Origin of the sequence: Falsiruegeria mediterranea M17 (assembly GCF_900302455.1) — a bacterium.
Lineage (GTDB): Bacteria > Pseudomonadota > Alphaproteobacteria > Rhodobacterales > Rhodobacteraceae > Falsiruegeria > Falsiruegeria mediterranea.
On the sequence record NZ_ONZG01000009.1, the window covers coordinates 153,574 to 179,680 of the forward strand.

General features: G+C 59.4%; 30 protein-coding genes. 12 read left to right on the plus strand and 18 right to left on the minus strand.

Going from position 1 to position 26,107, the window contains the following annotated elements:
• Positions 1-60: 60 nt before the first annotated feature.
• On the plus strand, positions 61-1,308 hold the full coding sequence (locus tag TRM7615_RS17605; protein ID WP_108789905.1) for an adenylate/guanylate cyclase domain-containing protein: 1,248 nt from the start codon (positions 61-63) through the stop codon (positions 1,306-1,308).
• 149 nt (positions 1,309-1,457) lie between these two features.
• On the opposite strand, the gene TRM7615_RS17610 is transcribed toward TRM7615_RS17605, so the two are convergent.
• The 14 genes from TRM7615_RS17610 to ffh all read right to left on the minus strand — a co-directional run bounded on the left by TRM7615_RS17610 (position 1,458) and on the right by ffh (position 12,445).
• Entirely contained in the window at positions 1,458-2,267 is an 810-nt protein-coding gene (locus TRM7615_RS17610) for a division plane positioning ATPase MipZ (protein ID WP_108790106.1), read from the minus strand.
• A gap of 136 nt (positions 2,268-2,403) precedes the next feature.
• Positions 2,404-4,512, minus strand: coding sequence for a DEAD/DEAH box helicase (locus TRM7615_RS17615; protein WP_108789907.1), 2,109 nt, complete (start codon positions 4,510-4,512; stop codon positions 2,404-2,406).
• Positions 4,513-4,617: 105 nt separating this feature from the next.
• Complete coding sequence (rpmE, locus tag TRM7615_RS17620; protein WP_108789909.1) at positions 4,618-4,839, minus strand: 50S ribosomal protein L31; 222 nt, start codon at positions 4,837-4,839, stop codon at positions 4,618-4,620.
• Positions 4,840-4,850: 11 nt separating this feature from the next.
• Entirely contained in the window at positions 4,851-5,234 is a 384-nt protein-coding gene (gene rplS, locus TRM7615_RS17625; protein WP_085794269.1) for a 50S ribosomal protein L19, read from the minus strand.
• 799 nt (positions 5,235-6,033) lie between these two features.
• A complete protein-coding gene (locus tag TRM7615_RS17630; protein WP_108789911.1) occupies positions 6,034-6,366 on the minus strand; it encodes a YegP family protein in 333 nt (110 codons plus the stop codon).
• Between the two features lie 80 nt (positions 6,367-6,446).
• On the minus strand, positions 6,447-7,256 hold the full coding sequence (gene trmD, locus TRM7615_RS17635; RefSeq protein ID WP_108789913.1) for a tRNA (guanosine(37)-N1)-methyltransferase TrmD: 810 nt from the start codon (positions 7,254-7,256) through the stop codon (positions 6,447-6,449).
• A gap of 142 nt (positions 7,257-7,398) precedes the next feature.
• Positions 7,399-7,917 carry a ribosome maturation factor RimM gene (rimM, locus tag TRM7615_RS17640; protein ID WP_108789915.1) on the minus strand — a complete coding sequence of 173 codons (519 nt, stop codon included), beginning with the start codon at positions 7,915-7,917 and terminating at the stop codon, positions 7,399-7,401.
• 6 nt (positions 7,918-7,923) lie between these two features.
• Positions 7,924-8,559, minus strand: a complete 636-nt coding sequence (bluB, locus tag TRM7615_RS17645) for a 5,6-dimethylbenzimidazole synthase (RefSeq protein ID WP_181893237.1) — start codon at positions 8,557-8,559, stop codon at positions 7,924-7,926.
• 14 nt (positions 8,560-8,573) lie between these two features.
• A complete protein-coding gene (gene rpsP, locus TRM7615_RS17650; protein WP_108789919.1) occupies positions 8,574-8,933 on the minus strand; it encodes a 30S ribosomal protein S16 in 360 nt (119 codons plus the stop codon).
• Between the two features lie 41 nt (positions 8,934-8,974).
• Positions 8,975-9,271, minus strand: a complete 297-nt coding sequence (locus TRM7615_RS17655; RefSeq protein WP_108789921.1) for a chorismate mutase — start codon at positions 9,269-9,271, stop codon at positions 8,975-8,977.
• Positions 9,264-9,866, minus strand: coding sequence for a GNAT family N-acetyltransferase (locus TRM7615_RS17660; protein ID WP_108789923.1), 603 nt, complete (start codon positions 9,864-9,866; stop codon positions 9,264-9,266). The genes TRM7615_RS17655 and TRM7615_RS17660 overlap by 8 nt, the downstream gene beginning before the upstream one ends.
• Positions 9,863-10,390: a GNAT family N-acetyltransferase gene (locus TRM7615_RS17665; RefSeq protein ID WP_108789925.1), complete on the minus strand. Its 528-nt coding sequence runs from the start codon at positions 10,388-10,390 to the stop codon at positions 9,863-9,865. The genes TRM7615_RS17660 and TRM7615_RS17665 overlap by 4 nt, the downstream gene beginning before the upstream one ends.
• Positions 10,387-10,929 (minus strand): GNAT family N-acetyltransferase, encoded by a 543-nt coding sequence (locus TRM7615_RS17670; protein ID WP_108789927.1) that lies wholly within the window; start codon positions 10,927-10,929, stop codon positions 10,387-10,389. Before TRM7615_RS17670 ends, TRM7615_RS17665 begins: the two co-directional genes overlap by 4 nt.
• A 1-nt stretch (position 10,930) precedes the next feature.
• On the minus strand, positions 10,931-12,445 hold the full coding sequence (gene ffh, locus TRM7615_RS17675; RefSeq protein WP_108789929.1) for a signal recognition particle protein: 1,515 nt from the start codon (positions 12,443-12,445) through the stop codon (positions 10,931-10,933).
• A 182-nt stretch (positions 12,446-12,627) separates the two neighbouring features.
• Here ffh and TRM7615_RS17680 point away from each other — a divergent pair, with 182 nt between their 5' ends.
• A complete protein-coding gene (locus tag TRM7615_RS17680; protein WP_165821470.1) occupies positions 12,628-13,356 on the plus strand; it encodes a hypothetical protein in 729 nt (242 codons plus the stop codon).
• 78 nt (positions 13,357-13,434) lie between these two features.
• On the plus strand, positions 13,435-14,034 hold the full coding sequence (locus tag TRM7615_RS17685) for a TetR/AcrR family transcriptional regulator (RefSeq protein WP_108789933.1): 600 nt from the start codon (positions 13,435-13,437) through the stop codon (positions 14,032-14,034).
• A 5-nt stretch (positions 14,035-14,039) separates the two neighbouring features.
• On the opposite strand, the gene TRM7615_RS17690 is transcribed toward TRM7615_RS17685, so the two are convergent.
• On the minus strand, positions 14,040-14,924 hold the full coding sequence (locus tag TRM7615_RS17690) for a DMT family transporter (RefSeq protein WP_108789935.1): 885 nt from the start codon (positions 14,922-14,924) through the stop codon (positions 14,040-14,042).
• Between the two features lie 175 nt (positions 14,925-15,099).
• Here TRM7615_RS17690 and TRM7615_RS17695 point away from each other — a divergent pair, with 175 nt between their 5' ends.
• Positions 15,100-15,627 carry a prolyl-tRNA synthetase associated domain-containing protein gene (locus TRM7615_RS17695; protein ID WP_108789937.1) on the plus strand — a complete coding sequence of 176 codons (528 nt, stop codon included), beginning with the start codon at positions 15,100-15,102 and terminating at the stop codon, positions 15,625-15,627.
• 90 nt (positions 15,628-15,717) lie between these two features.
• Here the strand turns inward: TRM7615_RS17695 and TRM7615_RS17700 are convergent, their stop codons facing one another.
• Together TRM7615_RS17700 and TRM7615_RS17705 are read right to left on the minus strand one after the other, a co-directional pair.
• A complete protein-coding gene (locus TRM7615_RS17700) occupies positions 15,718-17,460 on the minus strand; it encodes an adenylate/guanylate cyclase domain-containing protein (protein ID WP_108789939.1) in 1,743 nt (580 codons plus the stop codon).
• A 215-nt stretch (positions 17,461-17,675) separates the two neighbouring features.
• Complete coding sequence (locus tag TRM7615_RS17705; RefSeq protein WP_108790108.1) at positions 17,676-18,257, minus strand: FMN-dependent NADH-azoreductase; 582 nt, start codon at positions 18,255-18,257, stop codon at positions 17,676-17,678.
• Positions 18,258-18,391: 134 nt separating this feature from the next.
• Here TRM7615_RS17705 and TRM7615_RS17710 point away from each other — a divergent pair, with 134 nt between their 5' ends.
• From TRM7615_RS17710 to TRM7615_RS17725, 4 genes are all read left to right on the plus strand, one after another.
• Positions 18,392-19,270, plus strand: a complete 879-nt coding sequence (locus TRM7615_RS17710; RefSeq protein WP_108789941.1) for a LysR family transcriptional regulator — start codon at positions 18,392-18,394, stop codon at positions 19,268-19,270.
• Between the two features lie 8 nt (positions 19,271-19,278).
• Entirely contained in the window at positions 19,279-20,187 is a 909-nt protein-coding gene (locus TRM7615_RS17715; protein WP_108790111.1) for a DMT family transporter, read from the plus strand.
• On the plus strand, positions 20,177-20,710 hold the full coding sequence (locus TRM7615_RS17720; RefSeq protein ID WP_235824129.1) for a GNAT family N-acetyltransferase: 534 nt from the start codon (positions 20,177-20,179) through the stop codon (positions 20,708-20,710). Before TRM7615_RS17715 ends, TRM7615_RS17720 begins: the two co-directional genes overlap by 11 nt.
• Positions 20,711-20,857: 147 nt before the next feature.
• Positions 20,858-21,295 carry a DUF2268 domain-containing putative Zn-dependent protease gene (locus TRM7615_RS17725; protein WP_108789943.1) on the plus strand — a complete coding sequence of 146 codons (438 nt, stop codon included), beginning with the start codon at positions 20,858-20,860 and terminating at the stop codon, positions 21,293-21,295.
• Between the two features lie 200 nt (positions 21,296-21,495).
• On the opposite strand, the gene TRM7615_RS17730 is transcribed toward TRM7615_RS17725, so the two are convergent.
• Positions 21,496-21,837 carry an ArsR/SmtB family transcription factor gene (locus TRM7615_RS17730; RefSeq protein WP_108789945.1) on the minus strand — a complete coding sequence of 114 codons (342 nt, stop codon included), beginning with the start codon at positions 21,835-21,837 and terminating at the stop codon, positions 21,496-21,498.
• Positions 21,838-22,190: 353 nt separating this feature from the next.
• Here TRM7615_RS17730 and TRM7615_RS17740 point away from each other — a divergent pair, with 353 nt between their 5' ends.
• The 4 genes from TRM7615_RS17740 (at position 22,191) to TRM7615_RS17755 (ending at position 26,092) form a co-directional block, all read left to right on the plus strand.
• Positions 22,191-23,087, plus strand: a complete 897-nt coding sequence (locus tag TRM7615_RS17740; protein WP_165821471.1) for a LysR substrate-binding domain-containing protein — start codon at positions 22,191-22,193, stop codon at positions 23,085-23,087.
• Between the two features lie 193 nt (positions 23,088-23,280).
• Entirely contained in the window at positions 23,281-24,618 is a 1,338-nt protein-coding gene (locus tag TRM7615_RS17745) for a metal-dependent hydrolase family protein (RefSeq protein WP_108789951.1), read from the plus strand.
• Between the two features lie 370 nt (positions 24,619-24,988).
• Positions 24,989-25,330: an AtpZ/AtpI family protein gene (locus TRM7615_RS17750; RefSeq protein WP_085794290.1), complete on the plus strand. Its 342-nt coding sequence runs from the start codon at positions 24,989-24,991 to the stop codon at positions 25,328-25,330.
• A gap of 3 nt (positions 25,331-25,333) precedes the next feature.
• Entirely contained in the window at positions 25,334-26,092 is a 759-nt protein-coding gene (locus TRM7615_RS17755; RefSeq protein WP_108789953.1) for a F0F1 ATP synthase subunit A, read from the plus strand.
• Positions 26,093-26,107 lie beyond the last annotated feature (15 nt).

Genomic DNA, 26,107 nt, shown 5'->3' on the forward strand with positions numbered 1-26,107 from the left:
CAAACGCGATGTGAATGCACATATCGGCGGTAACAAAAAAGAAGCGGACAGGAGATCCCAATGACCGATGTCGGGCAACGACACGCACCTATCGATGCATCCGCCGATGTGCTGAACACTTGGCTGCTGCAACGCGGGCTAGAGGGCGCCACACAGGAAGAGGTGCTGCACGGCTATTGTTCGCAGTTGGTCGAACTGGGCATTCCCCTCTATCGGTTGCATGTCGCCCAAAGCGCGTTCCACCCGCAGTACGGCGGGATAGGATTTGATTGGTTGCGCGAAGAAGGGATGAGCAGCGAAGAATACACATATTCCGAAACTCCGCGGGCAGAATGGTTGCGAAGCCCGCTTTATCATTTGCTCAAGAACGACCTGTCCGAATACCGGGAGCGGTTGGTGGACAGCAATGAACCCAGCCAATTCCCGATCCTGAACGAGCTGCGTGAGCAGGGCGCGACTGACTATTTTGCGGCGGGTGTGGTCTTGGAGGCGCGGGACGAGACCGTGCCGCTGGATCCGACCAATGCACCAGAGGGGGTTCTTCTCTCGTGGACAAGCGATGGCGCAGATGGGTTTCACAACAGCGATCTCTCTGTGATCCGGGCCGCGCAGCCTTATCTGGCGTTGGCGTTGAAAGCAGCGGCGAACCGGCGTGTGGCTGCGGACCTGCTGCAAGTCTATCTGGGGCGCGACGCCGGACGACGTGTGTTGTCGGGCGAAATCCAACGCGGGTCTCTGCAGCAGATTGATGCGGTTTTGTGCTACTTCGACCTCAAAGACTTCACCAGTCTGACCGAACGAACGCCAGGGCCGGATCTGATTGCGATGTTGAATGACTACTTCGGCCTTGCGGTCGCGGTGATCCAGGGACATGGCGGCAATATCTTGAAATTCATGGGGGACGGCATTCTGGCTATGTTCAATCTGAGCAGCCTCAACGAGTCGGTGGCAGCGGGCTTGAATGCGGTTTCAGAACTCCGTGACAAGATGGACGCAAAGAATGTCGAACGTCGGGCCATTGGCGAGACGACAACTGGCGTGACGTTGGCGTTGCACGCGGGGGAAATTCTGTATGGAAACATCGGGGCGGAAAACCGCCTCGATTTCACGGTGATCGGCCCGGCGGTGAACCTGACCGTTCGACTGTCGGGGATGCATCGATCTGTTGGGCAAAGCGTCATTCTGTCGGAACCGATTTTACGCGCAGCGGGAGAAACCAACCACGATCTGGTCAGTCTTGGGCGTTACATGCTGCGCGGGGTGTCGGAACCACAGGAACTTTACACGATCTATTTGAAGCCGAGCTGAAACGCTGCACCTGCGCGACCTATCGGTCTTGCGTCCTGCGGACGGCAGGGGGCCAGGCTCACGCGGGCAAAGCCCGCGTGAGCCTGGCCCAACGGGAGGAGATGTTTCGCCAGAAACGTTGACGACGGGCGGGAAAGCCCCGGGGTTTGTTAGAAATCGATCTCGACGCCGGGCAGGTTGAGTGCCTTCATCATGTCGCGCAATTCCTGACGCGCCGCGATGTTCGAGATGTTAAGTTGTTTGACGCCGATGTCTTTCAGGTCCAGCAGGGTCAGGCCGCGGGGGAACAGTTCCCGGAAAATGACACGTTCGGAAAAACCCGGTGCGATACGGAACCCGATGCGGTTTGACAGCATCTCGATCGCGCGTTGCATCTTTTCCTTGTTGACCATGCGCTGCGTGCCAACGCGATTGCGCACAACAACCCAGTCGATGGGTTTCAGACCTGCCTGCGCGCGCAGTTGCCGCGCATTCCAGACCATTTCGGAATAGACCGACGGGCCAAGGATCTTTTCGCCCTGCGGATCGATCCGCGCCAACAGGTCAAAATCGACAAAACTGTCGTTCAGTGGCGTGATTAACGTGTCGGCCAGCGAATGCGCCACCTGGCTCAGCCTGGTGTGCGAGCCGGGGCAGTCGATCAGGATGAAATCGCTGTCGGCTTCCAGTCGGGACACTGCCGCCGATAGGCGGTGGTCATAGATGTTCTCGCCCGGCTTCAGCGAGGCCGGGTCAATTTCGGGCAAGTCATGTGTGTGCGGCGTCGGCAGTTCCAAGCCCGCCTTGCCCAGAAAGCTGGTACGGTTCTCGGAATAGCGACCCAGGCTGCGTTGGCGCAGGTCCAGGTCCAGCGTGTTGACCTTGAACCCCATCCGCGCCAGTGCGGTTGCCACGTGCATCGAGACGGTGGATTTCCCCGCGCCGCCTTTTTCGTTTCCGACGACAATGATATGCGCCATCTGCCCCAAGTCCTTTGTTTCGCCCAAGCCGTCTTGCGCGATTTGTCGCCACTATATGTTGAGACGCACACCATGAAAAGTGTTCTTGGAGCTCGCCTGCTCAATCTATGGGAGGATCGAGCAGGCGTTTGGGGTTTCAGCCTTTGCGCGGTTTGCGCGGCGCTGCTTCGCCGCCCTTGTTGGGGTTGTAGCGTTTGCTGGCGTCCATCGCGCGGGCTTTGTTCTTTTTGCTGTTGGCTTTGCCTTTGGGCGGAGGCGGGCCTTTGGGCTTGTCGCCACGCGGCTTGCCAGGTGCTTTGCCCGCATAGGGTTTTGCGCCCGGTTTGGCATTGGGTTTGCCGGCAGGTTTGGGGCCACGCTTCTTGGCGGGCTCGGCCACAATATCAGGGCGGTGACCCTCGGACTGCGCCGGTTTCTTCTTGAAACCGCCGTCAGGTTTGCGCGCGGCATCGGGCTTTGGTTTTTTGCGGCGCGGTTCCGGCGCGTCGTTCCAATCGACAGGGGGGGTTGAACGTGCGGGTTTGTCAGTCTTGACATGACGCGGCTTGCGGTCGCCGTCCTCGCGTTTGGCCCAAGGTTTGCGGTCATCGTCCCGATCCTTGAGGTGGGGACGGTCACCACGATCAGGGCGCGGATTGCCTTTGAACTTCGGGCGCGGAGAATGCGAAATCTCCGGTGCCGAGGCCAGCTGCTTGAGCACCGCACCGGGTTCAAGTTCCGTCTTGCCATCCAGATTGGCCAAGAAGCCTGCAACGGCCTCTTGCTTCAATTCCACAAAGGTCTCGCTCTGTTGTACGCGGATCGCGCCAATATCGTCCTTGGTCAGATCGCCGGCCTTGCAGATCATTGGCAGGTATGTCCGGGGTTCGGCACCGGCATCGTGGCCGCCGGAAATCGAGAACCAGACGCTGGGGCCAAAGGCTGCGCGCGGTTTCTGCGGTTTGCCTGCATCCACAGCGTTCAGTTCTTCGGGGGCGGAATGGCGCTCGTGGTACAGACGCAGATAGGCGGCCGCGATCTGTTCCGGGCTGAACTGATCCATCAGCTTCTGAACGGGTGCCTGCTCGTTTTCGGAAATGGCATCCTGCCAGGCGGAATCCGCCAGCATCCGCTCTTCGTCGCGCAGTTTTACCTCGTCGGCCGAAGGTGCGTTACAAGTCTCGGCGGTCAGTTTGGCGAACCGCAATATGCGCTGCGCCTTGGAACGCGCCTTTGGCGGCACGATCAGTGCGCTGACGCCTTTGCGCCCGGCACGGCCAGTCCGACCCGAGCGGTGCAGCAGGGTTTCGTGGTTGTTGGGCAGTTCGGCGTGGATCACCAGATCAAGCCCCGGCAGGTCGATGCCGCGCGCGGCGACATCGGTGGCGACACAGACGCGAGCGCGGCCATCGCGCATGGATTGCAGGGCGTTGGTGCGCTCGGACTGGGTCAACTCACCTGACAGAGCCACCACCGGGAATCCCCGGTTCGACAAGCGCGCGGTCAGGCGGGCGACCATGGCGCGGGTGTTGGCGAAAATGATGGCGTTTGGCGCCTCATAGTACCGCAGAACGTTAATGATGGCGTTTTCCGCGTCCTGCGGGGCCACCGACATCATCCGGTATTCAATGTCCGAATGCTGCTTGGTTTCGGCAACCGTTGTCACGCGTTCGGCGTTGTTCTGATAGTTCTCCGCCAGCTTGGCGATACCGCGCGGTACGGTGGCAGAAAACATCAAGGTGCGGCGATCTTCTGGGCATTCGCCCAAGATGAATTCCAGATCCTCAGCAAAGCCCAGATCCAGCATTTCATCTGCTTCGTCCAAAACCACGCCGCGCACCTGGCTCAGGTCGATCGAGCCACGCATGATATGGTCGCGCAAACGGCCGGGCGTGGCGACCACGATATGCGAGCCGCGCGCCAGGGCCCGACGTTCGTCGCGCATATCCATGCCGCCAACGCAAGAGGCCAGAAATGCGCCCGCGCCTTTGTACAGCCACGTAAGCTCGCGCTTTACCTGCAAGGCCAGTTCGCGGGTCGGAGCGATGATCAGTGCCAGCGGCGCGTTGGCCTGCTCGAATGCCTCATCGTCACCCAACAGGGTGGGTCCAAGCGCCAGGCCAAAGCCCACAGTCTTGCCCGAGCCGGTCTGAGCGGACACCAGCAGGTCACGGTCGTTGAGTTCAGGCTGCGTCACGGCCTCCTGCACTTGGGTCAGGGTTTCGTAACCACGCTCTTTCAGCGCATCGGCAAGAACTTGTTTCACTGGGGCGGCTTTCTCGCGGGCAGATCCCGCGCGGAGGGGAGGGAATGAAAAAAGGCTGCCTTAGGCAAAAGGCAGCCTTTGGGGTCAAGTGAGGGTCGAGATGGCTTAGAAGCCCAGACCTTCGTATTTCTTCTTGAACTTCGACACGCGGCCACCGGCGTCCAGCAGGCGGGTGTTGCCGCCGGTCCATGCCGGGTGAACCGAGGGGTCGATGTCCAGAGCCAGCTGGTCGCCTTCGGCGCCCCAGGTGGATTTCATCTGAACGACGGTGCCATCGGTCATCTTGACGTTGATGACGTGGTATTCGGGATGTGTATCTTTTTTCATGAGACCGATCCTTACGCCTGAGCGCCCGACTTGGGCTTGTAGTTGGAATCTTCTGCGATACGCGCGGACTTACCACGGCGCGAACGCAGGTAGTACAGCTTGGCGCGACGGACGCGACCACGGCGGACAACGGTGATGCTGTCGATGTTGGTCGAGTGCAGCGGGAACACACGCTCCACGCCTTCGCCGAACGAGATTTTGCGGACGGTGAACGAACCGGCAATGCCCGAACCGTTTTTACGGCTGATGCAGACGCCTTCGTAGTTCTGAACACGGCTACGCGAGCCTTCGGTCACTTTATAGCCGACGCGGATGGTGTCACCGGCTTTGAAATCGGGGATGTCTTTCCCCAGGGCGGCAACTTGTTCCGCCTCGAGTTGTGCGATCAGGTCCATCGCAAGTCTCCTAAACTGCTCGTGGTTGTTCCACGAAGATTGTGCGTACCCCAAGAACTCCAGGTCTTCCTCGGGTCCGCGTGATGCGCCCGCCGGAGGGTAAGGTCAGTCATTTCCGTTGTCTGAGGGGTGCGCCTTGTGCAGAAACCGAAGAAGGCTTCAAAGGATATGCAACGCCCAAAACAGCCCGATTCCGCAAAAAGCGATTCCAGACCTGCCGTGCCTTAGGGGATTTTGCGGACGGGATCAAGGGTAAGGGTGGTTTAAAAGGCAACGAATGCCCGCCCCGGGCCGACGTTTACATTCAAGCTAGAGCGAACAGAGTTCGCCAACGCCCTTTGGGGTGATCGGTAGACAAGGAATTACAACTTAATTTCCTGCATTTGCGGGCATTTAGGGCTGCACCGGTCTTGTCGTGGGTGGGTCCAGCAAGCCCCCCAAGCCAACAGTGCTATCTTAGCCTGCAGTTGAAGTCATGGAGAATGGCAAACATTTCGCGATAAGTGGATAGGCGGCAGTCTGTTGGCGCCACCCGAACAACACCTACAACCTTGTCACCAAAACACAGGGTGGTCCTCGGGGATGTCAGGCTTTGGAGTTTTCGCAAAAGCAGATTGTGCGGAATTGGTGCGCGATCCGTTCAATCTGCGGTCTGGGCAAGTTCCGTATCGGTTGAGCCGATGCGAGGCGTCGGCCGAATTCAGTTTTGATCACAACAGGTTCAGCTTCCGAGAAACATTAAACCGGACCATGCGGCAACCGCAGGCCCGGTTCGGGTTAGTCGACGGAGCGTCTCGGATCAGGTCAGGTCTTCAACGCGTGCGTCCGGGGCGTTGTTTTTGACCGATTCAATGCCACCGTCACGGCCCGAGGAACTGGCGTAGCTTTGGGATGTTCCGATCACCTGACCGTTGGTGGCCTTGAGATTGAACATATGCTTGCCCGCGGCGGTTTCCTTACGCTCATATCGCGCATCTTCGGTGGCGTTCTTGCGCACGGATTCAATGCCGTTTTCGGCGCTGGCGCGCTGCTTGTAACCTTCGCTCGCCAGAATGTTCTCGCCGTTGCCTGCTTTCAGGCGAAAACGAAACTCGTCTGCGTTGTCCTTGTAAAGTTCGAATTTCCCAGCCACGGCCCAAGCCCCTGTTTCTAAAAAATGACACACGAACTAAAGCACGACTTGAACCATGCGGCAATGGCGCAGTGTTTGGCTCATTTTTTCTTGGGTTTTTGCCGTTCCAGATGTGCCTGCCAGAGATCAGGCCGACGGTCTTGGGTGATGTCCTCGCTCATCTGGCGACGCCAGTCTGCGATCTTGCCATGGTGACCCGACATCAGGACGTCAGGAATTTGGCGGCCCTTCCATTCGGCGGGGCGCGTGTATTGCGGATGTTCGAGAAGGCCCGAGGAAAAGCTCTCTTCCTCGGTCGAGGCCTGGTTGCCCAGAACGCCGGGGATCAGGCGCACGGTGGCGTCGATCAGGGCTTGTGCCGCAATCTCACCGCCGGTCATGACGAAGTCGCCAAGCGAAACCTCTTGGACGCCATAGTGCTCTAGCACACGTTCGTCGACGCCTTCGAAGCGTCCGCAGAGCAGAGTGACCCCGTCGGCGCGTGCGAGCTCGCGCATCATTGGCTGATCCATGCGTTTGCCACGCGGTGAGAGGTAGAGAATAGGCCAATTGCCGCGAACCCCCTCCATCGCGTGTTCGATGGCATTGCCCAGAACATCGGCTCGCAGCACCATTCCTGCGCCGCCGCCCGCAGGTGTGTCATCGACATTGCGGTGTTTGCCGATGCCGAATTGGCGCAAGTCGATGGTTTCCAATTGCCACAGACCCTCCTGCAGGGCCTTGCCGGTCAGGCTTTCGCCCAAGACACCGGGAAAGGCGGCCGGAAAAAGGGTCAGGATCTTTGCTTTCCACACACCGTGCAGGTCCGGGGTTGCGGTCATCAGCTCGCGCGGCTTGAACGTCGGGCGGATCGCCTTGCGGCCATGGGATTTGTTGGGTGTGTCGGTCATGTCTGTGTCATAGGCGAAGGTCGCGGACGGGAAAAGCCCGCGTGATCCAATCGTGTGGCTGTGGCATGTTCGGTTTGCCCTTCAGGCGCGATGTGCGCGGTTCTGCCTCGCGCGCCGGGATATTTTCAGCGAGAAGTAAATGTCAGAGCAGACCTTCGGGAGGATCAACGATGATGCGACCGCTGGCAAGGTCGACGGTAGGGACCGCCGCCAGCGTGAAAGGAAGGAGAGCTGAACCCTTGATCCCGGGTCCTTCGATTTCCAGCAGGTCCGAGGCGCCGTGGTTTTGCACCGACTTCACGCGGCCCAATTGGGTGCCGCCTGTGTCGAAGACAGCAAGACCCATCAAGTCGGCGTGGTAATACTCGTCATCCGGCAGCGAGGGGAGCTGATCGCGACGTGCAAAAAGGCGAGTACCGCGCAGGGCGTCGCCCTCTTCTTTGGTTTCTACATCGCCCAGATGGGCCGCAAAGCCGTTTTTGATCGCGCGCGTCAGCAGGATGGTGAAGCTTTTGCTGCCGGTTTCATCAGTCAGCGGCGAATAGAGTTCGATGTCTTCGGGGACCGCGCAATAGGATTTGATGCGCACGTCGCCGCGTACCCCGTAAGAGCCGGCGATGGCGCCGACGCAGACCAGGTCGTTGTCATTGGTATCGGTCATGGGGCCTCAGCGGGTTTCGATGGGCAGTTGTGCGTGACGCTGTTCCCAGCCCTCGCGCTGCAATTCGGGTGTATCAGATATCTGTTCCGGCCAGCCAATGCAAAAATAGCCAATCAACCGCCAGGCAGGATCAGCATTCAAGTCCACGGCCAGCTGCTTGGGATCGAGCACCGAGACCCAGCCCAGACCCAGCCCTTCGGCGCGCAGGCGTAGCCAGAAGAGGGTGGTGGCAGCTACGACCGAGTAACGGCGCATTTCGGGCATGGTGCGCGCACCCAGGCCGTGGCCTTTGGATGTCGTGTCATCGCAGTAGATTGCCAGGTGCACCGGGGCCTCTTGCATGCCCGAAAGCTTGAGCTTGCTGTAGTTTTCGGCTTGGTCGCCAGAATAACCCGACAGGGCCTCGGCGTTGGCGGTGCGGAAATTCTCCAAAGCGGCGGCACGAGCTGCCTCGCTTTTGATGCGCAAGATGCGCCAGGGCTCCGACAGCCCCACCGAGGGGGCCATGGAAAAGGCGTCGAGGCAACGCGCCAGCGCTGCCTCGTCCACCGGGTCGGTGCGGAACCGGCGCACATCGCGCCGGAGCCGCATCAACAGGTCAAGCTGCGTGCGGAAATCGTCTGTGAAAGTCTGATTCTGCACGCAAATTATCCCTATTATTCAGACGCTTCAGCGGCTTCTGCTGCCTTGGCGGCTTTCTCTTCGGCGCGCTCCTGGGCTTTCTTGCCGGGGGTGCCTTTCTTGGGGTTGCTGCGGTCGGCTTTTTCGCGGACGCCAGCGGCTTCGAGCATACGAGCGATACGGTCGGTGGGCTGGGCGCCCTGGTCCAGCCAGTACTGTACGCGCTCCATGTTCATTTTTACGCGCTCTTCGCTGTCTTTGGGCAGCAGCGGGTTGTAGGTGCCCAGTTTTTCGATGAAGCGACCATCGCGCGGCATGCGGCTGTCAGCAGCCACGATGCGGTAGAAGGGACGCTTTTTCGAGCCGCCGCGGGCGAGACGAATTTTCATAGCCATGGGTTTATCTCCTTTAGATGGCGTTAGCAGGCAAGGGCCTGTTATTCTTGGTGTTTCTTGTGGTGTCGGATGACTTCCTGAATGATGAAGTTCAGGAAAGCCTTGGCAAAATCGGGGTCCAGATCGGCCTTTTTCGCCAGGTCTTCGAGCCGCTCGATCTGCGCCGCTTCGCGGGCCGGATCGGACGGGGGAAGGTCGTGAGTTGCTTTCAGTTGCCCCACCGCCTGAGTGTGCTTGAACCGCTCGCCCAGAGTATAGACGAGGATCGCATCGAGCCGGTCGATGCTGTCGCGGTGGTCTTTCAGCAGCTCGGCTGCGCGGGTCACGGGATCAGTCAAGTGCCCATCCTTTCGGTTTGAACAGCGGATCGGCGTAGTGGCCAATTTCCATCTCGATGCCATGTGCCAGCTGCGAGCCATCGAGCTGTGCAGGCGAGGGGTGGCGATAGACCGCGTCGTTGCCGTCGATGGTCTGCGCCGACTTGTCCTTGACTGCGCCGAGGCGCTCGGCCAGGCGGATTGAGTCCAGGTTTTTCGGGTCGATGTAGCTGACCGCGCCATCCCAGCCGAGCTGGCTGTAGAAATAGCGGCGCGCGGCATCGACCGCCTCAAGCGCGTAACCGTGGCCCGCGGCATCTGGCCAAATTACCCAGGCCAATTCCTGCTCGGGCCATTTTGCAGGCTTCCAGCCGCCAGCCATGCCATAGGTTTCATCCGTGGCCTTGTCGTGGATCATCCACATGCCAAAGCCGCGGATCTGCCAGTGGCCGATTTCGGCGGCATAGAGCATCCACGATTCATAAGCGTTCAGCGGCCCGCCCATGAACCGGGCGCGGTAGCTGGTGAAGGTGGCCTTGAAGTCCGGGTAGTCATCCGGTTCCGGGCCACGCAGAATAAGGCGTTTGGTTTCCAAGGTCGGGATCGAAACGGTCATTGATCGCCTCCAACCTTGGGGTGACGCCAGACCTGGCACGTTTTGCCCAACAACTCGCCCTCGCGTTCGTAAGCGGCGCCCAAGCGGGTGGCGAGCGCCATGGAGCGGTCGTTGGCGTGGGCGATGTAGCTCATAACACCATCGAGGCCCTGGTGCCGGGCGGCAAAGTCACGTGCGGCGTGGGCGGCCTCATAGGCATAGCCCTTACCTTCGGCCTCGTCCATCACGGTCCAGCCCAGTTCGGGTTCGTCCCAGCCGGGTGCAAAGATCATGCCGGTCCAGCCGACAAAAGCGTTTGATGCCTTATCGGTCAGATGCCAGAGGCCAAAGCCGTTCAGCGTCCAGTGCCCCAGACGTTTGACCAAAGATTCCCAGCTTTCAGCCGCGGTTTTGGGCCCGCCGACCAAGTGGCTGCGCGAGGTTTCGAAAAACGCGGTCATGCGCGGCAAGTCGTCTGCGTGAGGGGCACGCAGGATTAGATGCTGAGTCTCGATGGTGGGGATGTTGAGGTCGAGCGCGGTCATGCGTAGGCCTCCATCCCGCCGGCGGCGAGATCGTCCGGCGACGGGTGACGCCAGATTTCCAACGCGCCGTGACGCTCGTGCTCGTAGATGCCCTCGTATGTGGCGCCCATTCGTTTGGCGACATTGCGCGAGCCGTGGTTTTCGGGGGCGACGAGGCTGATGGCGGTTTTCCAACCCAGCGTGTCATAGGCGTATTCGCGCGATGCCAATGCGGCCTCGGTCGCGTAGCCCTTGCCCTCGAACCCGTTCATCAGGTCCCAGCCCAATTCGGGTTCGGGCCAACCGTGAGGGAACCATGGACCGATGATACCTGCGAACTCGCCGGTCTCAGATTCTTCGACCGCCCAACGGCCAAAGCCGCGCAGCTGCCAGTGGCCCAGCTCGGTGGCGAGCGCGCGCCAGCTTTGTTCGGTCGACATCGGGCCGCCCACAAATTTCGACCGCTCGGACGCAAAGAACGCCGTGAAGCTCGCGAAATCGCGGGCTTCGATCGGGCGCAGCGTCAGGCGCGGGGTCGATATGGTGGGGATCTGGATCACGTTATTTCTTTTTCCCGAAACCGCTCAGGCCCGGAGGCAGGCCCATGCCGCCGCCCAAACCCGGTAGGCCGCCGGGCATGCCGCCCTTGCCGCCCATGGCCTTGGCCGCTGCTTCGAGCGCCTTGGGGTCCATGCCCTGGGCCATCTGTTCGGGCGAGGGGCCACCTTTGCCGAACATGCCCTTCATAGCCTGTTTCAGCATGCCGCCTTTGCCCATCTTGCCCATCTTTTTCATCATGTCCGACATCTGCCGGTGCATCTTGAGCAGTTTGTTGAGGTCGGAGACCTCCATGCCCGCGCCCGCAGCGATGCGTTTCTTGCGGCTCGCCTGCAGCAGGCCGGGGTTGGCGCGCTCTTTTTTGGTCATGGAGTGGATCAGGGCGATCTGGCGTTTGATGATCTTGTCGTCAAAGCCTGCTTCTTCGACCTGTTTGGCCATTTTGCCCATGCCGGGCATCATCGACATCATGCCCTCCATGCCGCCCATCTTGAGCATTTGTTCCAGCTGCATGCGCAAGTCATTCATGTTGAAATGACCCTTCATCATGCGCTTCATCATCTTTTCGGCCTGCTCGGCCTCGATGGTTTCCTGGGCCTTTTCGACCAGGGCCACGATGTCGCCCATGCCAAGGATACGGCCCGCGATCCGGTCCGGCTCGAAGGTTTCGAGCGCGTCCATTTTCTCGCCAAGACCCACAAAGCGGATCGGCTTGCCGGTGACCGCGCGCATCGACAGCGCAGCACCGCCGCGGCCGTCGCCGTCCATCCGGGTCAGGACGACGCCCGAGATGCCGATCTTGGCGTCGAACTCTTCTGCAACCTCAACCGCGACCTGACCGGTCAGGCCATCGACCACCAGCAGGGTTTCGCGCGGCGAGACGACGTCGCGGACGTCCTCGACCTCTTGCATCAGCACTTCGTCGATCTGCAGGCGACCGGCGGTGTCGAGCATGTAGACGTCATAGCCACCCAAAGCGGCCTGCTGTTTGGCACGTTTGGCGATGTCGACGGGGTTCTGACCGGGTACGATCGGCAGGGTGTCGACGCCGATCTGGGCGCCCAGCACCTTGAGCTGGTCCATCGCCGCAGGACGGTAGACGTCGAGCGAGGCCATGAGGACCTTTTTGCCCTCTTTGTCTTTCAGGCGCTTGGCGAGCTTACCGGTGGTGGTGGTCTTACCGCCGCCCTGCAGGCCGACCATCAGGATGGGCGCAGGCGGGTTGTCGATCTTGAGCGCGCCGGGATCTTCTTCGCCGCGCAGGGTGTCGACCAGTGCGTCATGCACGATCTTGACAACCTGCTGACCAGGGGTGATCGACTTGGTGACGGCCTGGCCGGTGGCCTGGTCTTGAACCTTCTTGATGAATTCGCGCGCGACGGGAAGTGAGACGTCTGCTTCGAGCAGGGCGACGCGCACCTCGCGCAGAGCGGTTTTGACGTCCTCTTCGGAGAGTGCACCCTGTTTAGTCAGACGATCAAAGACGCCAGAGAGGCGTTCGGATAGATTTTCAAACATAACGCGTCGTGGCTCCTTTGCCGGTTCTTGCAGGTGCCCCCAACTTAGGAGGCGGCGGGGTCGTTTCCAATTGCCCCTCTTGGCGCAGGGCCAACCAGGGCGAGCCATACAAGTTTACCCCCACGGGCGTAACACGCTGGTGGGGGGCGATCCCTGAACGACTCATGGGACCGGAAGGCACAATGCTCCCGGGTGTTTGGGCGGGAGTTATGCGGAGTGGCGCACAGAGTCAAGTGGTGCTGGGGTTTGGGGGCGCTGCCCCCGTCGCTGTGCGACTCCCCCGCCGTATTTTCAACAAGAAGAAGTGGGGGCGGGGTGCTTGCAGCCAATGGTTGAGTTTCCTAGCTCTTGAGGAGGTAAGTGAAGAGGGTTTCATGCGGGTTTTGTTTTTGGGTTTGGCGATGGCCTTGATGGCCTCTGTCGCTGCGGCGTCTGACAGGGCGGCGCTGATCGCGCAGATCGAAGCGGGCGGGCAGAATGAATATGAAGATCGGCGCCATTCTGTTGAGGTCAACGAATGCCAACTCACGACCTATTTTTGGAAGAAGGTTGCGGGCGAAGGGTGGGTACTTTGGACTTCGTTCAAGATTCCTATGTTGCTGGTGGATCTTGCGGAATCAAAGACAGAGTACGGGTTTCGGCATTTCTTTGCCGCTGAAGGTGATACACCGATTGCGGTCATCAATCTGAAGGCCAAGGATGGAACGGACTTTCCCCATGAAAAATCTGTGTTGCGCAAGCCAAAGGGAGAGTTGGTTCCTTCCCAGCGTAACGGCGGAGACACGCATTTCATAGAACGTCAGACGGATGTGATTATCATGCATGTTGGACCTGATGTAATCGAAAAGGCCGAGATGTTCACCAAGGGATACATCCGCTATGTGCAGGAGTACTGCGCATTCACCGGTTGACAGTGTGCATTGGTCACTTGCCTTGAACCGCCTTTGTGAAAAGCATACTGAATAGGGTGATCAATTCGGGGGCGATCCATGGGCAAGATGGAAGCAAAGCGCGAAGCCAAGCGCCGTGCCATTTTGGGGGCCGCGCAGGATGAATTTCTGTCTGTCGGATTTGAGGCCGCCAACATGGACCGCATCGCGGCGGCGGCTGAAGTTACCAAGCAGACGGTCTATCGCTACTTCCCGTCCAAGATCGACTTGTTTGAGGCTACGCTCCAGTTGATCGGCCAATCGAGCGGGGCCGATTTCCTGCACCACCTTGAGGGTGCGGAGCCCAGGACGGCCTTGGTTCAATTTGCCGAAGGGTTCATGCGCTGGCATCTGGAGGACGAGCCGCTGCGTGTGTTCCGCCTGTTGGTTGCGGAAAGTGCACGGTCACCCGAGGTTGTCAGCACGTTTTTTACGGCCGCACCGGATCAGACCAATGCGGCCTTGGCCATGTTCTTTACCCAGCGGTTGGGTGTGGCCGAGCCCGAGGCACACATGAACCTATTAACCTCGATGCTTTTGGCGCATCGCGATGATGCCTTGTTGGGGCGGGGGCGGCCGGACGACCATGAGATTGCCCGGCACGCGGAGATGGCGGTTCGCGTTGTACTGGCAGATTTGGGCGTCCCCTCAACCAGTTGAGGGTTCTAATCGCCAGCTTTGGTCAGGTGCAAGGTATAGGCCGCGATGGTGATCAGGATGACGGCCCCCCCGGCAAGGCTCGCAACTGCGGGCACTTCGGCGAAGAAGAAATAGGCCCAGATCGGTGCCAGAACGGTTTCCAACATCAAGGTCATCGAAACCTCGGTCGCGGTGGCATACCGTGTGGCGACCATGGACAGGACGCGACCAAAGGGGGCGGTGAGCAGGCCCATGGCTCCCATGATCAGCCAGGTTTCCATGCTAAATTGCGACGGCTCGGTGACAAAGACCATGGTGGCGGCGAGCAGGAATCCTCCGGTCCCTACTGCACCCATACGGCTGACATCTGGAAACTTGCGCAAGAGCGTCATCATCAGGGCCAGGCAGGACACCGCAAAGACCGCAAGCAGGTCGCCGAGCCAGTTACCGGACCCGGTGGAACCCGAGACGACGATGGCAATGCCGACGATGACGCCTGCGATGGCCAGCAGTGTCTGTTTCGAGGCGACCTCGCGCAGGAACAGCCAGCTGAAGATCGCAGCAATGGCCGGTGTGGCACTGAGGATCAGGAAAGTGTTGGCGATCGAGGTGTTCTTGATGGCAAAGACCAGTCCGCTTGCACTGCCCAACATCAGCAAGCCCGCAACCAGAAGCGGCCAACCGCTGTCGCGCAGAACCTGTAGGACGCCGCGCTTGTCGCTGAACTGAATAACCGTCGCCATCGAGATCGCGGTGAAGAAGCCGAACAGGAATGAGGTTTCCAATTCGTCCACGCCGGAAAACCGGATGAACACTGGGTCAAGGCTCATCAGTGCGGCGCCGATCAGGGCGATACCGATGCCCTTGAGACGGAGGCTTTGCTCGGTGCTGGTTTGAGAGTTGTTGGTCATGTGGGTGTCTTTCGATGGTGGGCTGCGAGTTGAAATTCATACTGTCTGGTGTGATTTCAGGTTTGCCGGGGTGAGTCAATAAAATCATACCTTGTAGTATGATATTGGGGCATTGCCTTTTGCAGGCTACGTGGTACGCGGTTGGGAATTACCTTTAATACGGGAGCCACAGCCCATGGACGCTTCATCCGCTTTTCAGGACACTCTTCCGCTCAGTTCGGACGCGCTGCTCAAGCGTCTGGACGATTGGGGGTTGGGCTATCGGTTGCACTCTCACGTGCCGCTGCGCACGGTCGAGGATGCGATGGCGGTCGAGGATCAGTTCGTGGCGCCCGGAGAGGCCACGCTGCGGGTCAAGAACCTGTACTTGCGGGACCGTAAAAAGCGGAACTATCTGGTGACGCTGGAGCAGAGCCGCGAGATTGATCTGAAAGCGCTGGGCGCTGAACTTGGCGTGGGCAACCTGTCGTTTGGATCGGCGGATCGGCTATTGCAGAACCTTGGCATCCGTCCTGGCGCGGTCAGCCCGTTGGCGATGATCAACGGGGTCGAGAACGGGGTGACGTTTTTCATGGACGCGGCCGCGCGAGACGCGGACGTCATCAACATGCACCCACTGGTCAATGACCGCACCGTGGTCATGGCGCGGACGGATGTCATGGCGTTCTTTGAGCGGATCGAGTGTGAGGTGAACTGGATCTGATTGCGGATTGCGCACCGCGGGTATGGGTGCCTGCATGCATCAATGTTCAGGCTGCGATGGTGCGAACTGGAAGGCATCGAACGGGGTGCCTTAATTGGATAAACCGGCTTTGTGCAGGCCCGCCGCGAGGTGTTCAAAATCATCTGGTCGCCGCCACATGGTCTGATATCCCCGCGCGAGGTTGGAGACGGTTTCTTCGTCCACTTTGATATTTCGACTCAGGAGTTCGTCGCGGCGTTCGGCAATGAATTCAACAAGGGTTCCTTCGGCTTCGGTCTGACGACCGAGCTTTGCGTAAGACGCCGCCACGAAAGCGGTCGCCAGCGAATTGAGCCGGGCCTCTCCCATCAACAAACCCAGTGCGGCTTCGAAGTTTCCGCAGAAGAATTCTATCTGCCCCATGATCCAAGCGATGGCCGGGGGGTGCAGGGGGTCCAGTTTCATCGCCTCTGACACAATGTCACGCGCCTTTTGGTGCTGCCCCAGCAAGAGAAAGGCGTACCCGCACCAGGCCATGGATTCGGCTTCGTTTTCGATCAGGGACAGCGTTTTTTCAAACTGCGCCTCCGCCTCGTGCCACAGACCCGCGCACAAGTAAGCAAAGCCGAGCTGGTCCTGGATATAGACATCCCGGTTGTCCAATGCCGCGCCTTTGCGAGCAATGTGCAAGACATGGCCGGTTGCTTCGGAGTCCGCCAATCCCAGCCAAAGATCAATGACATAGGTGTCTGAGAGGTACATGAACGATCGGGCGATCGACGGGTCGAGCGCAATCGCGCGTTCCAGCAGCGCCCGGGCCTTTGCCGTATCACGCGCATTCAGGCCGTCGCGAAGGGCTTTGCCCTTCAGCATCAGCTCGTGCGCCCTCATCTCGTCGTCGGGTTTTTGCGCTGAACGGTCCGCGACATCGTGCTGGACGCGTCCGGGCAGGACGGCCACGATGCTTCGCGTCACGTCGTCCTGAACCTCGAGAACGTCCTCCAGCTCTCGGTCGTACCGATCCGACCACAATTGTGACCCCGAATTCGCGTCGACAAGCTGTACCGAAACCCTGACCCGGCTGCCTGCTTTGCGTACACTCCCTTCGATCAGGTAATCCGCGCCCAGAGTCGCGACGATTTCGGCCGGGTCGGCGTTCTGGTCCCGGAACCGAAACGAGGCGTTTCTTGAGACCAGCTGTAGCGTGCGAAAACGCGACAGGCCTGTGATGATGTCTTCTGCTATGCCGTCGGTGAAGAAAAGCTGTTCCGGATCATCGCTCATGTTGTGAAATGGCAAGACGGCGATTATGGGTTTGAATTTCTCGACTGGTTTGGGCTGTTGGCTGTTGTTGGTCGTCACTCCGCCAAACCGCCAAGCCTGTACGGGGTCGGTGACGTTTTTGACCGATAGTGTCCCGGCGTCTTCCCAGGAAACTGGCAGCCGATTGCGGGCAGCGCGATACACCGCATCAGACACAAGTACACCACCCGGCGGAGCGAGTTTTTCCAGACGTGACGCCAGATTGACGCCTGCGCCAAAGACATCCCCGTCACGCAGAATGATGTCGCCAAGATTGACGCCGATGCGAAAGCGCATTGGATCTGACCCGTCAGATGGTTTCTTTTGCCATTCAAACGCGCAGGTTACGGCATCTGTGGCGCTTTCAAAGCGGGCCAAAAGACCATCGCCAAGCAGTTTAATGACCTTGCCGTGGTTCCGCTCGACAAGTGGAATGGCAAACTCGGTCATGTAGACCGAAAGACCTTCGAACGTGCTGGCTTCGTCCCGCTCCATTCGAGCGGTATAGCCGACCATATCGGCGACGAGAATTGCGGCCAGCTTTCGCTCCAAGGTTTTCCTCCTGTTTCCTGAATAGCTTTCGAGGAACGAAACGACCACGAGAATTTTGAGCGCTCAATCTGGTTGCTGGCAATCAGGTCCAGCGGGATCGCACGCATAAACAGTTGCGCCCCCGCAGGTCAGGGCGGCGGCGCATTGTTTTTGGGGGCGCTGATTTGGCGCCGGTTCGGGCGAAAGAGGCGACGGATCGGTGTCTGAAGTTCAGATTAGGCCGCCAGTTTGGCAACCGCGTCGCGAGCGGCTTGCAGAGCGGTTTCGGGAGCGGTGGACATGCCCTCGGCTGCCACGAATTCCACGTCGGTCAGGCCGATGAAGCCCATGATCTGGCGGATATAGCCCGAGAGGTGATCAACCGGCGAGCCGAGCGGAACGCCGCCGGTGGCCACGGCAACGATGACGCGTTTGCCGCTCAGCAAGCCCTTGGGGCCTTCGGCGGTGTATTGGAACGTAAGACCCGCGCGGGCGATGAGGTCGACCCAGACCTTGAAGCTGGCAGGGGCACCGAAATTGTACATGGGCAGGCCGATGACAACGGTGTCAGAATCCTTGATCTCGGCGACCAGTTGATCCGACAGCGACAGGAGGTCTTGCTGCTCGTCGGTGCGCGCATCGGCGGGGGTGAAGTTGGCGTTGACCCAATCTTCGTTGATGAGGGGCAGCGGCGTGGCCAGATCGCGGCGGATGATGCGGGCAGGCGAGATCTGTTTGACGATCTGGCCGGTCAGCTCGCGGGTGGCCGAACCCTGGCGACGGGCTGATGTGTCGATGTGCAGAACGGTGGAGGTCATGAGCGATTGTCCTTGAAGGCGGTTGCGGGAACTGTTCCATTGGACATATTCGTTGCAAATTTGAACGCAATTGCCATAATTGAACAAGTTTTGTTTGTTTTTGCACATTGGCGAGCAGTGTCGGGAGAGGTGTCATGGACAATTGGGATGAGGTGCGTACAGCGTTTCAGGTGGCCCGGATGGGAACTGTCAGTGGTGCGGCCGAAGTGTTGGGCGTACACCATGCAACCGTGATCCGTCATATCGACTCGATTGAGGCACGTTTGGGAATCAAGCTGTTTCAGCGCCATGCGCGCGGCTATACACCAACCGAGGCCGGGTCTGACTTGCTGCGGGTGGCGCAGGCGACCGAGGATCAATTCAATCAGCTGGTCGGGCGCCTCAAAGGGCAAGGCGATGATGTCTCGGGGGAGCTGGTGGTGACCTCGCTGGCTGCGGTTGGGCCTCTCTTGGTGCCAGAACTGGCCGCGTTTCAGCAGATGCACCCCGATTTGGTGGTGCGTTATCTGACCGGAGACCGGGTGTTCCGCCTTGAGTATGGCGAGGCGCATGTGGCCATTCGCGCAGGTGCCGCGCCAAATCAGCCGGACAATGTGGTGCAGCCTTTCGTGTCGGACACCATGGGGCTTTATGCCAGCACATCCTACGTCGAGCGCCACGGCATGCCGTCGGGGATTGATGATTTTGACGGGCATATGTTTGTAGGCAGCGACGATGAAAACAGCCGTGCGCCGTTTTATCGATGGTTGCGCAATCAGGTGTCAGAACAGCAGATCGTCTTTCGCTGCACGGATGTGTTTTCGGCCCATGCCGCCATTCGTGCGGGAGCAGGCATCGGGTTCATGTCGCGTTGGGTCGCCTCGCAGCAATCCGATCTCGTGCAAGTGACCGAGCCGATGCAAGAATGGTCAGGAAAGTTGTGGCTGGTGACGCATGTGGATCTGCATCGCACGACCAAGGTGCAGGCGTTCCTGAAGTTTCTGAAAGAGCGATCCAAGTCGTGGGAAATCTGACATTCGTGATGCGCGGGCATCTCGCGATGCTGTGTTTCTCAGCTCTGGTCGCGGGGAGCTTCTCGCTGGGCGGCTTGGTTGCAAATGAGATTGCGCCGACGGCCTTGAACGCGGTGCGATTTGTCATTGCGGCGGTTGTGATCGGGGTGGCGGCTTTGGCCACAACCGGTCTGCCGCGCTCGGCGGCGCAAGCGCCGTGGCGGTACCTGGTGCTGGGTGGGCTGTTTGCCACCTATTTCGTTTTGATGTTCGAGGGGCTCAAGACTGCGCCGCCGGTAAGTGCGGCGGCCGTGTTCACGTTGACGCCGGTGATGGCGGCGGTGGCGGGTTGGGTGCTGCTGCGGCAGGTGACGACCCCCTGGATGGCGCTGGCTTTGGCGGTCGGCGGGGCAGGGGCTCTGTGGGTGATCTTTCGTGCCGATCTGGCGGCCTTGCGCGCGTTCGAGATCGGGCAGGGAGAGATCATCTATTTCTGGGGCTGCGCAGCCCATGCGATCTATACCCCGATGGTGCGCAAGCTGAACCGGGGCGAGCCCGCGGTGGTTTTCACGTTTGGCATGCTGGTCGCGGGGGGCGGCTTGCTGTGGGTCTATGGTTGGTCTGACATCCGTGCCACCGATTGGGCCAACTTGCGGCCCGTGGTCTGGATCACGATTTTCTATGTCGCGATCTTTGCCAGTGCGGCGACCTTTGTGTTGCTGCAGTTTGCGACGCTTCATCTGCCAGCGGCCAAGGTCATGGCCTATACCTATCTGACACCCAGTTGGGTCATTGTGTGGGAGATCGCGCTTGGCCACGGTGCGCCAACTGGGCTGGTGCTGGTCGGTGTGGCGCTGACGGTGGTGGCGCTGTGGATGTTGCTGGACGTCGGGAAGTCGGACACTGTGATGGAGACAAAAGGGTTGGATGATGCGTGAGGCCCCTGAGGTCCGAGAGGCGGGGCTGAGTGAGGCCTCTGATGTCGCGGGTTTGATCACGGCACTTTTGACTGAGCTGGATGGAGTCCCGGTTGACCCCGCCGTCGTGGCGGCAAATGCCGAAACAGTGCTGGCGCTACCCTCGGTGACGGCGTTTTTGGCGGTCGCGGGGGATGAGGCTGTCGGTGTTTTGGTGCTCAACGAATGTGCCGCCATTTATGCGGGGGGCGTGTTTGGCGAGGTGTCCGAGCTTTACGTCAGCCCTGACTGGCGCTCGGCCGGGGTGGCGCGTCTGTTGATGGAAACAGCGCAGGCCAGCGGGCGAGAACGCGGTTGGAAACGGCTTGAGGTTGGTGCGCCGCCGCAGCCCGACTGGGCGCGGACTTTGGCGTTTTATCAGCGGGAAGGATTTGAAGAGGTTGGGCCGAGGTTGCGGCGGGTTCTTTTAGCACTGATCTTGAGGCGGAGATCTGATCTCTGTGAGTGGAATCCAGGAATGTCCCCTGGTGGTGTGAATATGTGAGGGGATCGCAGGTCGGTCCGAGTTCACATCCTGCAAGCCAACGGCGTTCTGGCGGAGCATATGCACCACGGCCTTTTGTCGGTGTTGGAGCAAACGGCGGCCGACTGAGTTTGCAAGCTCGACCCGGCGGATATCGATGTGGCGGTGATGGAGGTTCCCCCGATCGTGATTCCGCGGCTAGGGATCGGCGGCTTTGTCACTTGCGTGCACCAGATCACGGTAACGGTGGATGTGGAGCACACGCATCAGAAGGCTAATTTTGCCCAAGCCATTCGGTCCATGCTGGCGCGTGAACTGCACCATTGTGCGCGAGCCATGGCGTGCGGATTTAACAATTCCAACATATCCGGCAGCAGTTTGGTGGCCGAGGGGCTGGCCTGTTGCTTTGAAGAAAAATGGGACAGCCGACGTCATTTTAAGCGGCCGAATGTCGGTATCGCAAACGGCGAGCGGCGAGTGCGACTGGGGTGGAGATCTTGCGGCAATGGTGCGCAGGACACTGTGATCGGCTTGCCGCCTGATACGAGTTTGGCGTTCTGCGGTGGGACGCCTCGCATCAACGAGGCGTCCGGCCCAACGCCGTGAGGGCCTGGAGGGGCATGAAACGGGGGCGGGAGCGCTACGAATCCTGTGGTTGCGCTACTGCGTCGGTGGAGGGCTCCCGCCCGTCGTCAATTTTTCTGGCGAAAAACATCCTCCCGTTGGGCCGGGCGCCGGGCTGCGCCCGGCGCGGTGGCGCTTGTGGCGCGTGGGGGGCATCAGCACAGGGCGAGGATGCGGGCGGGTCAGGCTTGGGGGGCGTCCTGGTCTGACAGCTCTTCTTCGAGAAACCGTTCGAAGGCGTCCAAGTTGACCGGTTCGAATTGACCGAACCCTTGCATCCAGACACTGGCAGCGCGCATCGAATCCGGCTCCAGCTTGCACCATTTCACGCGGCCTCGCTTCTCCTGAGCAATCAGCCCGGCGCGGGTCAGGATGGTCAGATGTTTCGAGATGGCAGCCAGCGACATCTCAAAGGGTTCGGCCACATCCGTCACCGCCATGTCATCCTCCAGCAGCATCGACAGGATCGCGCGGCGGGTGGGATCGGCAAGGGCGGCAAAGACGGCATCGAGTTGGTCGGTCATGCCTTCGTCATAGCCCGAGTTTCCCCGCCCGAAAAGGGTTCAGAGCATCGGGTGGCGGGTCGTCTGTGACGGCCATTGCAATTCGAGCAGCGCTTGCTGCGTCGACGTTACCCCAGCGTCGCGGGCGAACCTGTCGTCTCGAGGCAGGGGGCCAGTGGCCGCGCTTGGCTTTGGGTTGAGCCATTTGAGGGCATTGTGCCAAAAACGATCAGTTTGCTTTACGGGTCGGATCAGGTCGATTGCGGTCATGTCACACCTATGTTCCTTTCTGTGTTGATGATATGGAGGCGCCGTCGTGGCATCACAATTTCAATTGCTTGACAGCTTATGTGCAAAAAATGCACATATCGGATATGTCCCGCCCTTTACCCCCTTTGAACGCTCTGCGCGCCTTTGAGGCCGCCGGTCGGCACGAGAACTTCAGTCGTGCGGCGCAAGAGCTGAACGTCAGTCATTCAGCCATCAGTCGCCATGTGCGCGGATTGGAGCATCGCCTGGGCGTGGCCCTGTTTCGGGATCTGCCGCGCGGGTTGGAACTGACAGCTGAGGGGCGCAACTACCTGTCGCGGGTCACTGTGGCGCTCGATCTGATCTCGGACGCGACCGAAGATCTGGGCGAAGCGCCCGAGGGCCGGATCACCGTCAGCAGCGAGCCGCTTTTTGCGCTCAAGGTGCTGATGCCGCGGTTAAAGTTCTTCTACGACGCTTATCCTGATGTTGAGGTACACGTCGAGGCGACCAACGCATTGGCGGACGTGGACCGGTATGAGGCGGACATTGCCTTGCGGTTCGCGTTTCGGGGTGTGTTGGACGCACCATCCGACCTGATCAGTGACACGCCGCTGCATGTCTACGCTGCGCCGGATCTACGAACCGAGGGGTGGCGAGATCCACGCGAGGTGTTGCAATACCGCCGGTTCAAAGATCGCGGAATGGGCCTCTGGGACCGATGGGGGCAGTTGGCGGGATTGGCGCCCGGTGAAGTTCCCGATCCGCGCAAGCATCTAGAGACGGAGCTGGCATTCGAGGCGGCGGTGCAGGGTCTGGGCGTTTACTTGGGCGCGGGGGATTGCGTGGCCGGAGAGGTCGCGGCCGGGCGGTTGATCCGCTGTTTCGACGCCGGGTTCCGCGACGGGGCGATGCGGTTGGTGCAAAGCACGCGAGCGAGGCGGCACAAGGCGGCGCGGGCGTTTCGGGAGTGGTTGTTGGAGGAGACATCGGATCTGAGGGGATGGCCCTGTTCCACGTAACTTGCCGGATGTGCGCTGGGTTGAACCGGTGAAAAGGCATATTCTGCGACCAAATTTGAAAGACTCGCCGGAGGTTGGGGGATGAGAGGCAAGGGCAGAGGCGGTTGTACAGAAAAAGTCGACTTGGCAGAAAAGTGAGGTAAATATTGAAAAAGCTCGCTTCTGCTGACATCATTTTCTCAGGAACATAAAAATGAATTTTCCCAAACTTGCGGCGGTTTCGTCGATTACTCTCGCTATAGCCAGTTCGCAGGCGCTCTCCCAGGACGGGGGACCGATACTGTTCACAAACGTCAACGTGTTTGACGGTGTGAATGAGGAAATGATTGAGAATGCCAATGTTGTTGTTACTGACAATCTGATTACAGAAGTATCCTCAGAGTCCCTTGCTGTCGCCAATGGCATCGTCATCGACGGCGGCGGACGCACGTTGATGCCGGGCCTGATCGACGTACACTGGCACACGCTCTACTGCTGCAACCCGCAGAGCGTGGTTGTGACCGGTGATATTCTTGAGGTCGCGGTGCGTGGTGCCATCGGGTCCGAAGGTACGTTAATGCGCGGCCTTACAACGGTGCGCGACGTTGGCGGTAATTCATTTGCCATAAAACGGATGATTGACGCAGGCGAGATCGAAGGCCCCCGTATCCTGCCGTCCGGCCCGCCCGTGACGCAAACCGGCGGCCACTTTGACTATCGCCCCTACCAAGCGGTTCCGACGAACGGCGCGGATTCGCAATGGTACTGGTATAGCGTTGGTTTGATGGCGCAAGCTGATGGTGTTCCGGAAGTGGTCAAACGCGCGCGTGAAATCATGCGCATGGGCGCAACCCAACTTAAGATCTCCACCGGTGGCGGGGTTTCATCCACCTATGATCCTCTGGATGTACGCCAATACACCAAGGCAGAAATCGAGGCTTTCGTAGAGGTGGCCGATACCTACAACACCTATGTTGCATCTCATGTCTTCACGGACGAGGCCGTTGAAATTGCCGTTGCCGCTGGCGTTAAGTCCATCGAGCATGGCTTTTTGATGAGCCGCGAAACGATGGAACTGATGCGCGACAATGAAGTTTGGTTGTCAGTGCAGCCTTTGCTGGATGACGAGGATGGCTTTTCTTTCGACGACCCTGTCAGCCAGCAGAAATGGATCGACGTCACCAACGGCACAGATTTCACCTACAAAACGGCGAAAGAAGTTGGCGTGAAAGTCGCTTTCGGCACCGACATCCTGTTCGATCCAAAACTGGCCGAACGGCAAGGCGCGTTCCTTGCCAAATTGCAGCGCTGGTACACGCCATATGAGGTGCTGAAAATGGCGACTTCAACCAATGCCGAACTGCTCAAACTCTCGGGCCCACGCCACCCCTATCAACAAGGTGATTTGGGTGTGATCGCAAAGGGCGCTTATGCCGACTTGATCCTTGTGGACGGCAATCCGCTGCAAGATATCGACCTGATCGCAGACCCGCACGAGAATTTCGATCTGATCATGAAAGACGGTAAAGTCTACAAGAACACGCTCGACTGAGTTCCGGGTGAAGTTCTTTATTCGAGGCCAAGAATCCAACGATTTCTTTGCGCTTTAGCCGGTTATTCATTGGGGTGGTCCCTGCGTGGCGCATTGGAAAGAAGCTGCATGGCTTTCATCTTGCCCAACTGGAGTAATGCTCTGGTCCGTGGTTTGGTACCAACGCGTTAATCAACCTTTTGGTTGAATATGGAAATCAGGGGATTTCGGGGAGGCTGTGGTCGGTGGGTGGTGCGGTCGAGCTTGTGGAGTTTTATTTAATTCATATAAAACAGGTTGTTAAGTGGTGTCTGCCTGCGTCATAACTGTCGTTGACTCTAAGCTCTCACCGCCTTAGCACCACACCCAAGACAACGTGAGGGGTTCACCCGTGACCGAAGAAGACCAAAAGCAGCGCCTGTCGCAGCTGGAGGCGCGGATCGCGACGGTGAAAAAGGCGAACGAGCCGACCGAGCGTGTGGATCGGGGCTTTTCCCATGGCGAGCTTGCCTGGCGGATGGTCATCGAAATGACGGCCGGCATCGGGATCGGCTTTGGCATTGGGTACGGGTTGGATTACCTGTTCGGGACCATCCCGATATTCCTGGTGCTGTTTACACTGTTGGGCCTTGCCGCCGGCATCAAGACAATGATGCGCAGCGCGAAAGAGGTTCAGGACAAGGCATTGGCCGCCGAGCAAGACACCGGCGCCGAGAAGAACGAGAGGGACTAGATCGTGGCAAGCGATACAACAGCCGCAGAAGGCAGCAGCCTGGTTTTCCACCCGATGGATCAGTTCATCGTCAAGCCGTTGTTTGGCGACGGTGCGGTTGGCATGTTCACCATCACCAATGTGACTCTGTGGCTGGCTCTGGCCATCGTGGCCGTGATTGCCCTCCTGGTTCTGCCCACGTCCAAGCGCGCCATCGTCCCCGGCCGCGGCCAGTCGATCGCGGAACTGACCTATGGCTTCATCTACAAGATGGTCGAAGATGTTTGCGGCAAGGACGGCATCAAGTTCTTCCCGTACATCATGACGCTCTTCATGTTCATCGTCAGCGCCAACTTCCTGGGCCTGCTGCCGATGTCCTTCACCACCACATCTCATTTTGCCGTAACCGCCGTGTTGGCGCTGGCCGTGTTCCTGACCGTGACCATCCTGGGTTTCGTCATCAACGGCGCCGGTTTCCTGGGTCTGTTCTGGGTGTCGAGCGCGCCGCTGGCGCTGCGTCCCATCCTGGCTGTGATCGAGTTGATCTCGTACTTCGTACGTCCCGTCAGCCACTCGATCCGTCTTGCTGGTAACGTCATGGCCGGTCACGCGGTGATCAAGGTGTTCGCTGGCTTTGCCGCCATCACAGTGATCTCGCCGGTATCCGTTCTGGCAATCACGGCCATGTATGGCCTGGAAATCCTCGTGGCCTTTATCCAGGCCTACGTATTCACAATTCTGACCTGTGTGTATCTGAAAGATGCGCTGCATCCGTCGCACTAAGGTTCTGAACCCCTA

What these genes read in the sequence shown, in the direction of transcription:
- TRM7615_RS17665 (WP_108789925.1), bottom strand. Translation starts at nt 10,390, where the DNA reads ATGACCGCGCTCGACCTCAACATCCCCACCATCGAGACTCAGCATCTA.
- TRM7615_RS17715 (WP_108790111.1), top strand. Translation starts at nt 19,279, where the DNA reads ATGCGCGGGCATCTCGCGATGCTGTGTTTCTCAGCTCTGGTCGCGGGG.
- TRM7615_RS17725 (WP_108789943.1), top strand. Translation starts at nt 20,858, where the DNA reads ATGGAGGTTCCCCCGATCGTGATTCCGCGGCTAGGGATCGGCGGCTTT.
- TRM7615_RS17710 (WP_108789941.1), top strand. Translation starts at nt 18,392, where the DNA reads ATGGACAATTGGGATGAGGTGCGTACAGCGTTTCAGGTGGCCCGGATG.
- TRM7615_RS17695 (WP_108789937.1), top strand. Translation starts at nt 15,100, where the DNA reads ATGGACGCTTCATCCGCTTTTCAGGACACTCTTCCGCTCAGTTCGGAC.
- TRM7615_RS17685 (WP_108789933.1), top strand. Translation starts at nt 13,435, where the DNA reads ATGGGCAAGATGGAAGCAAAGCGCGAAGCCAAGCGCCGTGCCATTTTG.
- rpsP (WP_108789919.1), bottom strand. Translation starts at nt 8,933, where the DNA reads ATGGCTATGAAAATTCGTCTCGCCCGCGGCGGCTCGAAAAAGCGTCCC.
- TRM7615_RS17690 (WP_108789935.1), bottom strand. Translation starts at nt 14,924, where the DNA reads ATGACCAACAACTCTCAAACCAGCACCGAGCAAAGCCTCCGTCTCAAG.
- TRM7615_RS17730 (WP_108789945.1), bottom strand. Translation starts at nt 21,837, where the DNA reads ATGACCGACCAACTCGATGCCGTCTTTGCCGCCCTTGCCGATCCCACC.
- ffh (WP_108789929.1), bottom strand. Translation starts at nt 12,445, where the DNA reads ATGTTTGAAAATCTATCCGAACGCCTCTCTGGCGTCTTTGATCGTCTG.
- TRM7615_RS17745 (WP_108789951.1), top strand. Translation starts at nt 23,281, where the DNA reads ATGAATTTTCCCAAACTTGCGGCGGTTTCGTCGATTACTCTCGCTATA.
- TRM7615_RS17740 (WP_165821471.1), top strand. Translation starts at nt 22,191, where the DNA reads ATGTCCCGCCCTTTACCCCCTTTGAACGCTCTGCGCGCCTTTGAGGCC.
- TRM7615_RS17660 (WP_108789923.1), bottom strand. Translation starts at nt 9,866, where the DNA reads ATGACCGTTTCGATCCCGACCTTGGAAACCAAACGCCTTATTCTGCGT.
- TRM7615_RS17720 (WP_235824129.1), top strand. Translation starts at nt 20,177, where the DNA reads ATGATGCGTGAGGCCCCTGAGGTCCGAGAGGCGGGGCTGAGTGAGGCC.
- TRM7615_RS17705 (WP_108790108.1), bottom strand. Translation starts at nt 18,257, where the DNA reads ATGACCTCCACCGTTCTGCACATCGACACATCAGCCCGTCGCCAGGGT.
- rimM (WP_108789915.1), bottom strand. Translation starts at nt 7,917, where the DNA reads ATGACCGATACCAATGACAACGACCTGGTCTGCGTCGGCGCCATCGCC.
- trmD (WP_108789913.1), bottom strand. Translation starts at nt 7,256, where the DNA reads ATGACCGACACACCCAACAAATCCCATGGCCGCAAGGCGATCCGCCCG.
- TRM7615_RS17605 (WP_108789905.1), top strand. Translation starts at nt 61, where the DNA reads ATGACCGATGTCGGGCAACGACACGCACCTATCGATGCATCCGCCGAT.
- TRM7615_RS17680 (WP_165821470.1), top strand. Translation starts at nt 12,628, where the DNA reads ATGCTCCCGGGTGTTTGGGCGGGAGTTATGCGGAGTGGCGCACAGAGT.
- TRM7615_RS17610 (WP_108790106.1), bottom strand. Translation starts at nt 2,267, where the DNA reads ATGGCGCATATCATTGTCGTCGGAAACGAAAAAGGCGGCGCGGGGAAA.
- rpmE (WP_108789909.1), bottom strand. Translation starts at nt 4,839, where the DNA reads ATGAAAAAAGATACACATCCCGAATACCACGTCATCAACGTCAAGATG.
- rplS (WP_085794269.1), bottom strand. Translation starts at nt 5,234, where the DNA reads ATGGACCTGATCGCACAACTCGAGGCGGAACAAGTTGCCGCCCTGGGG.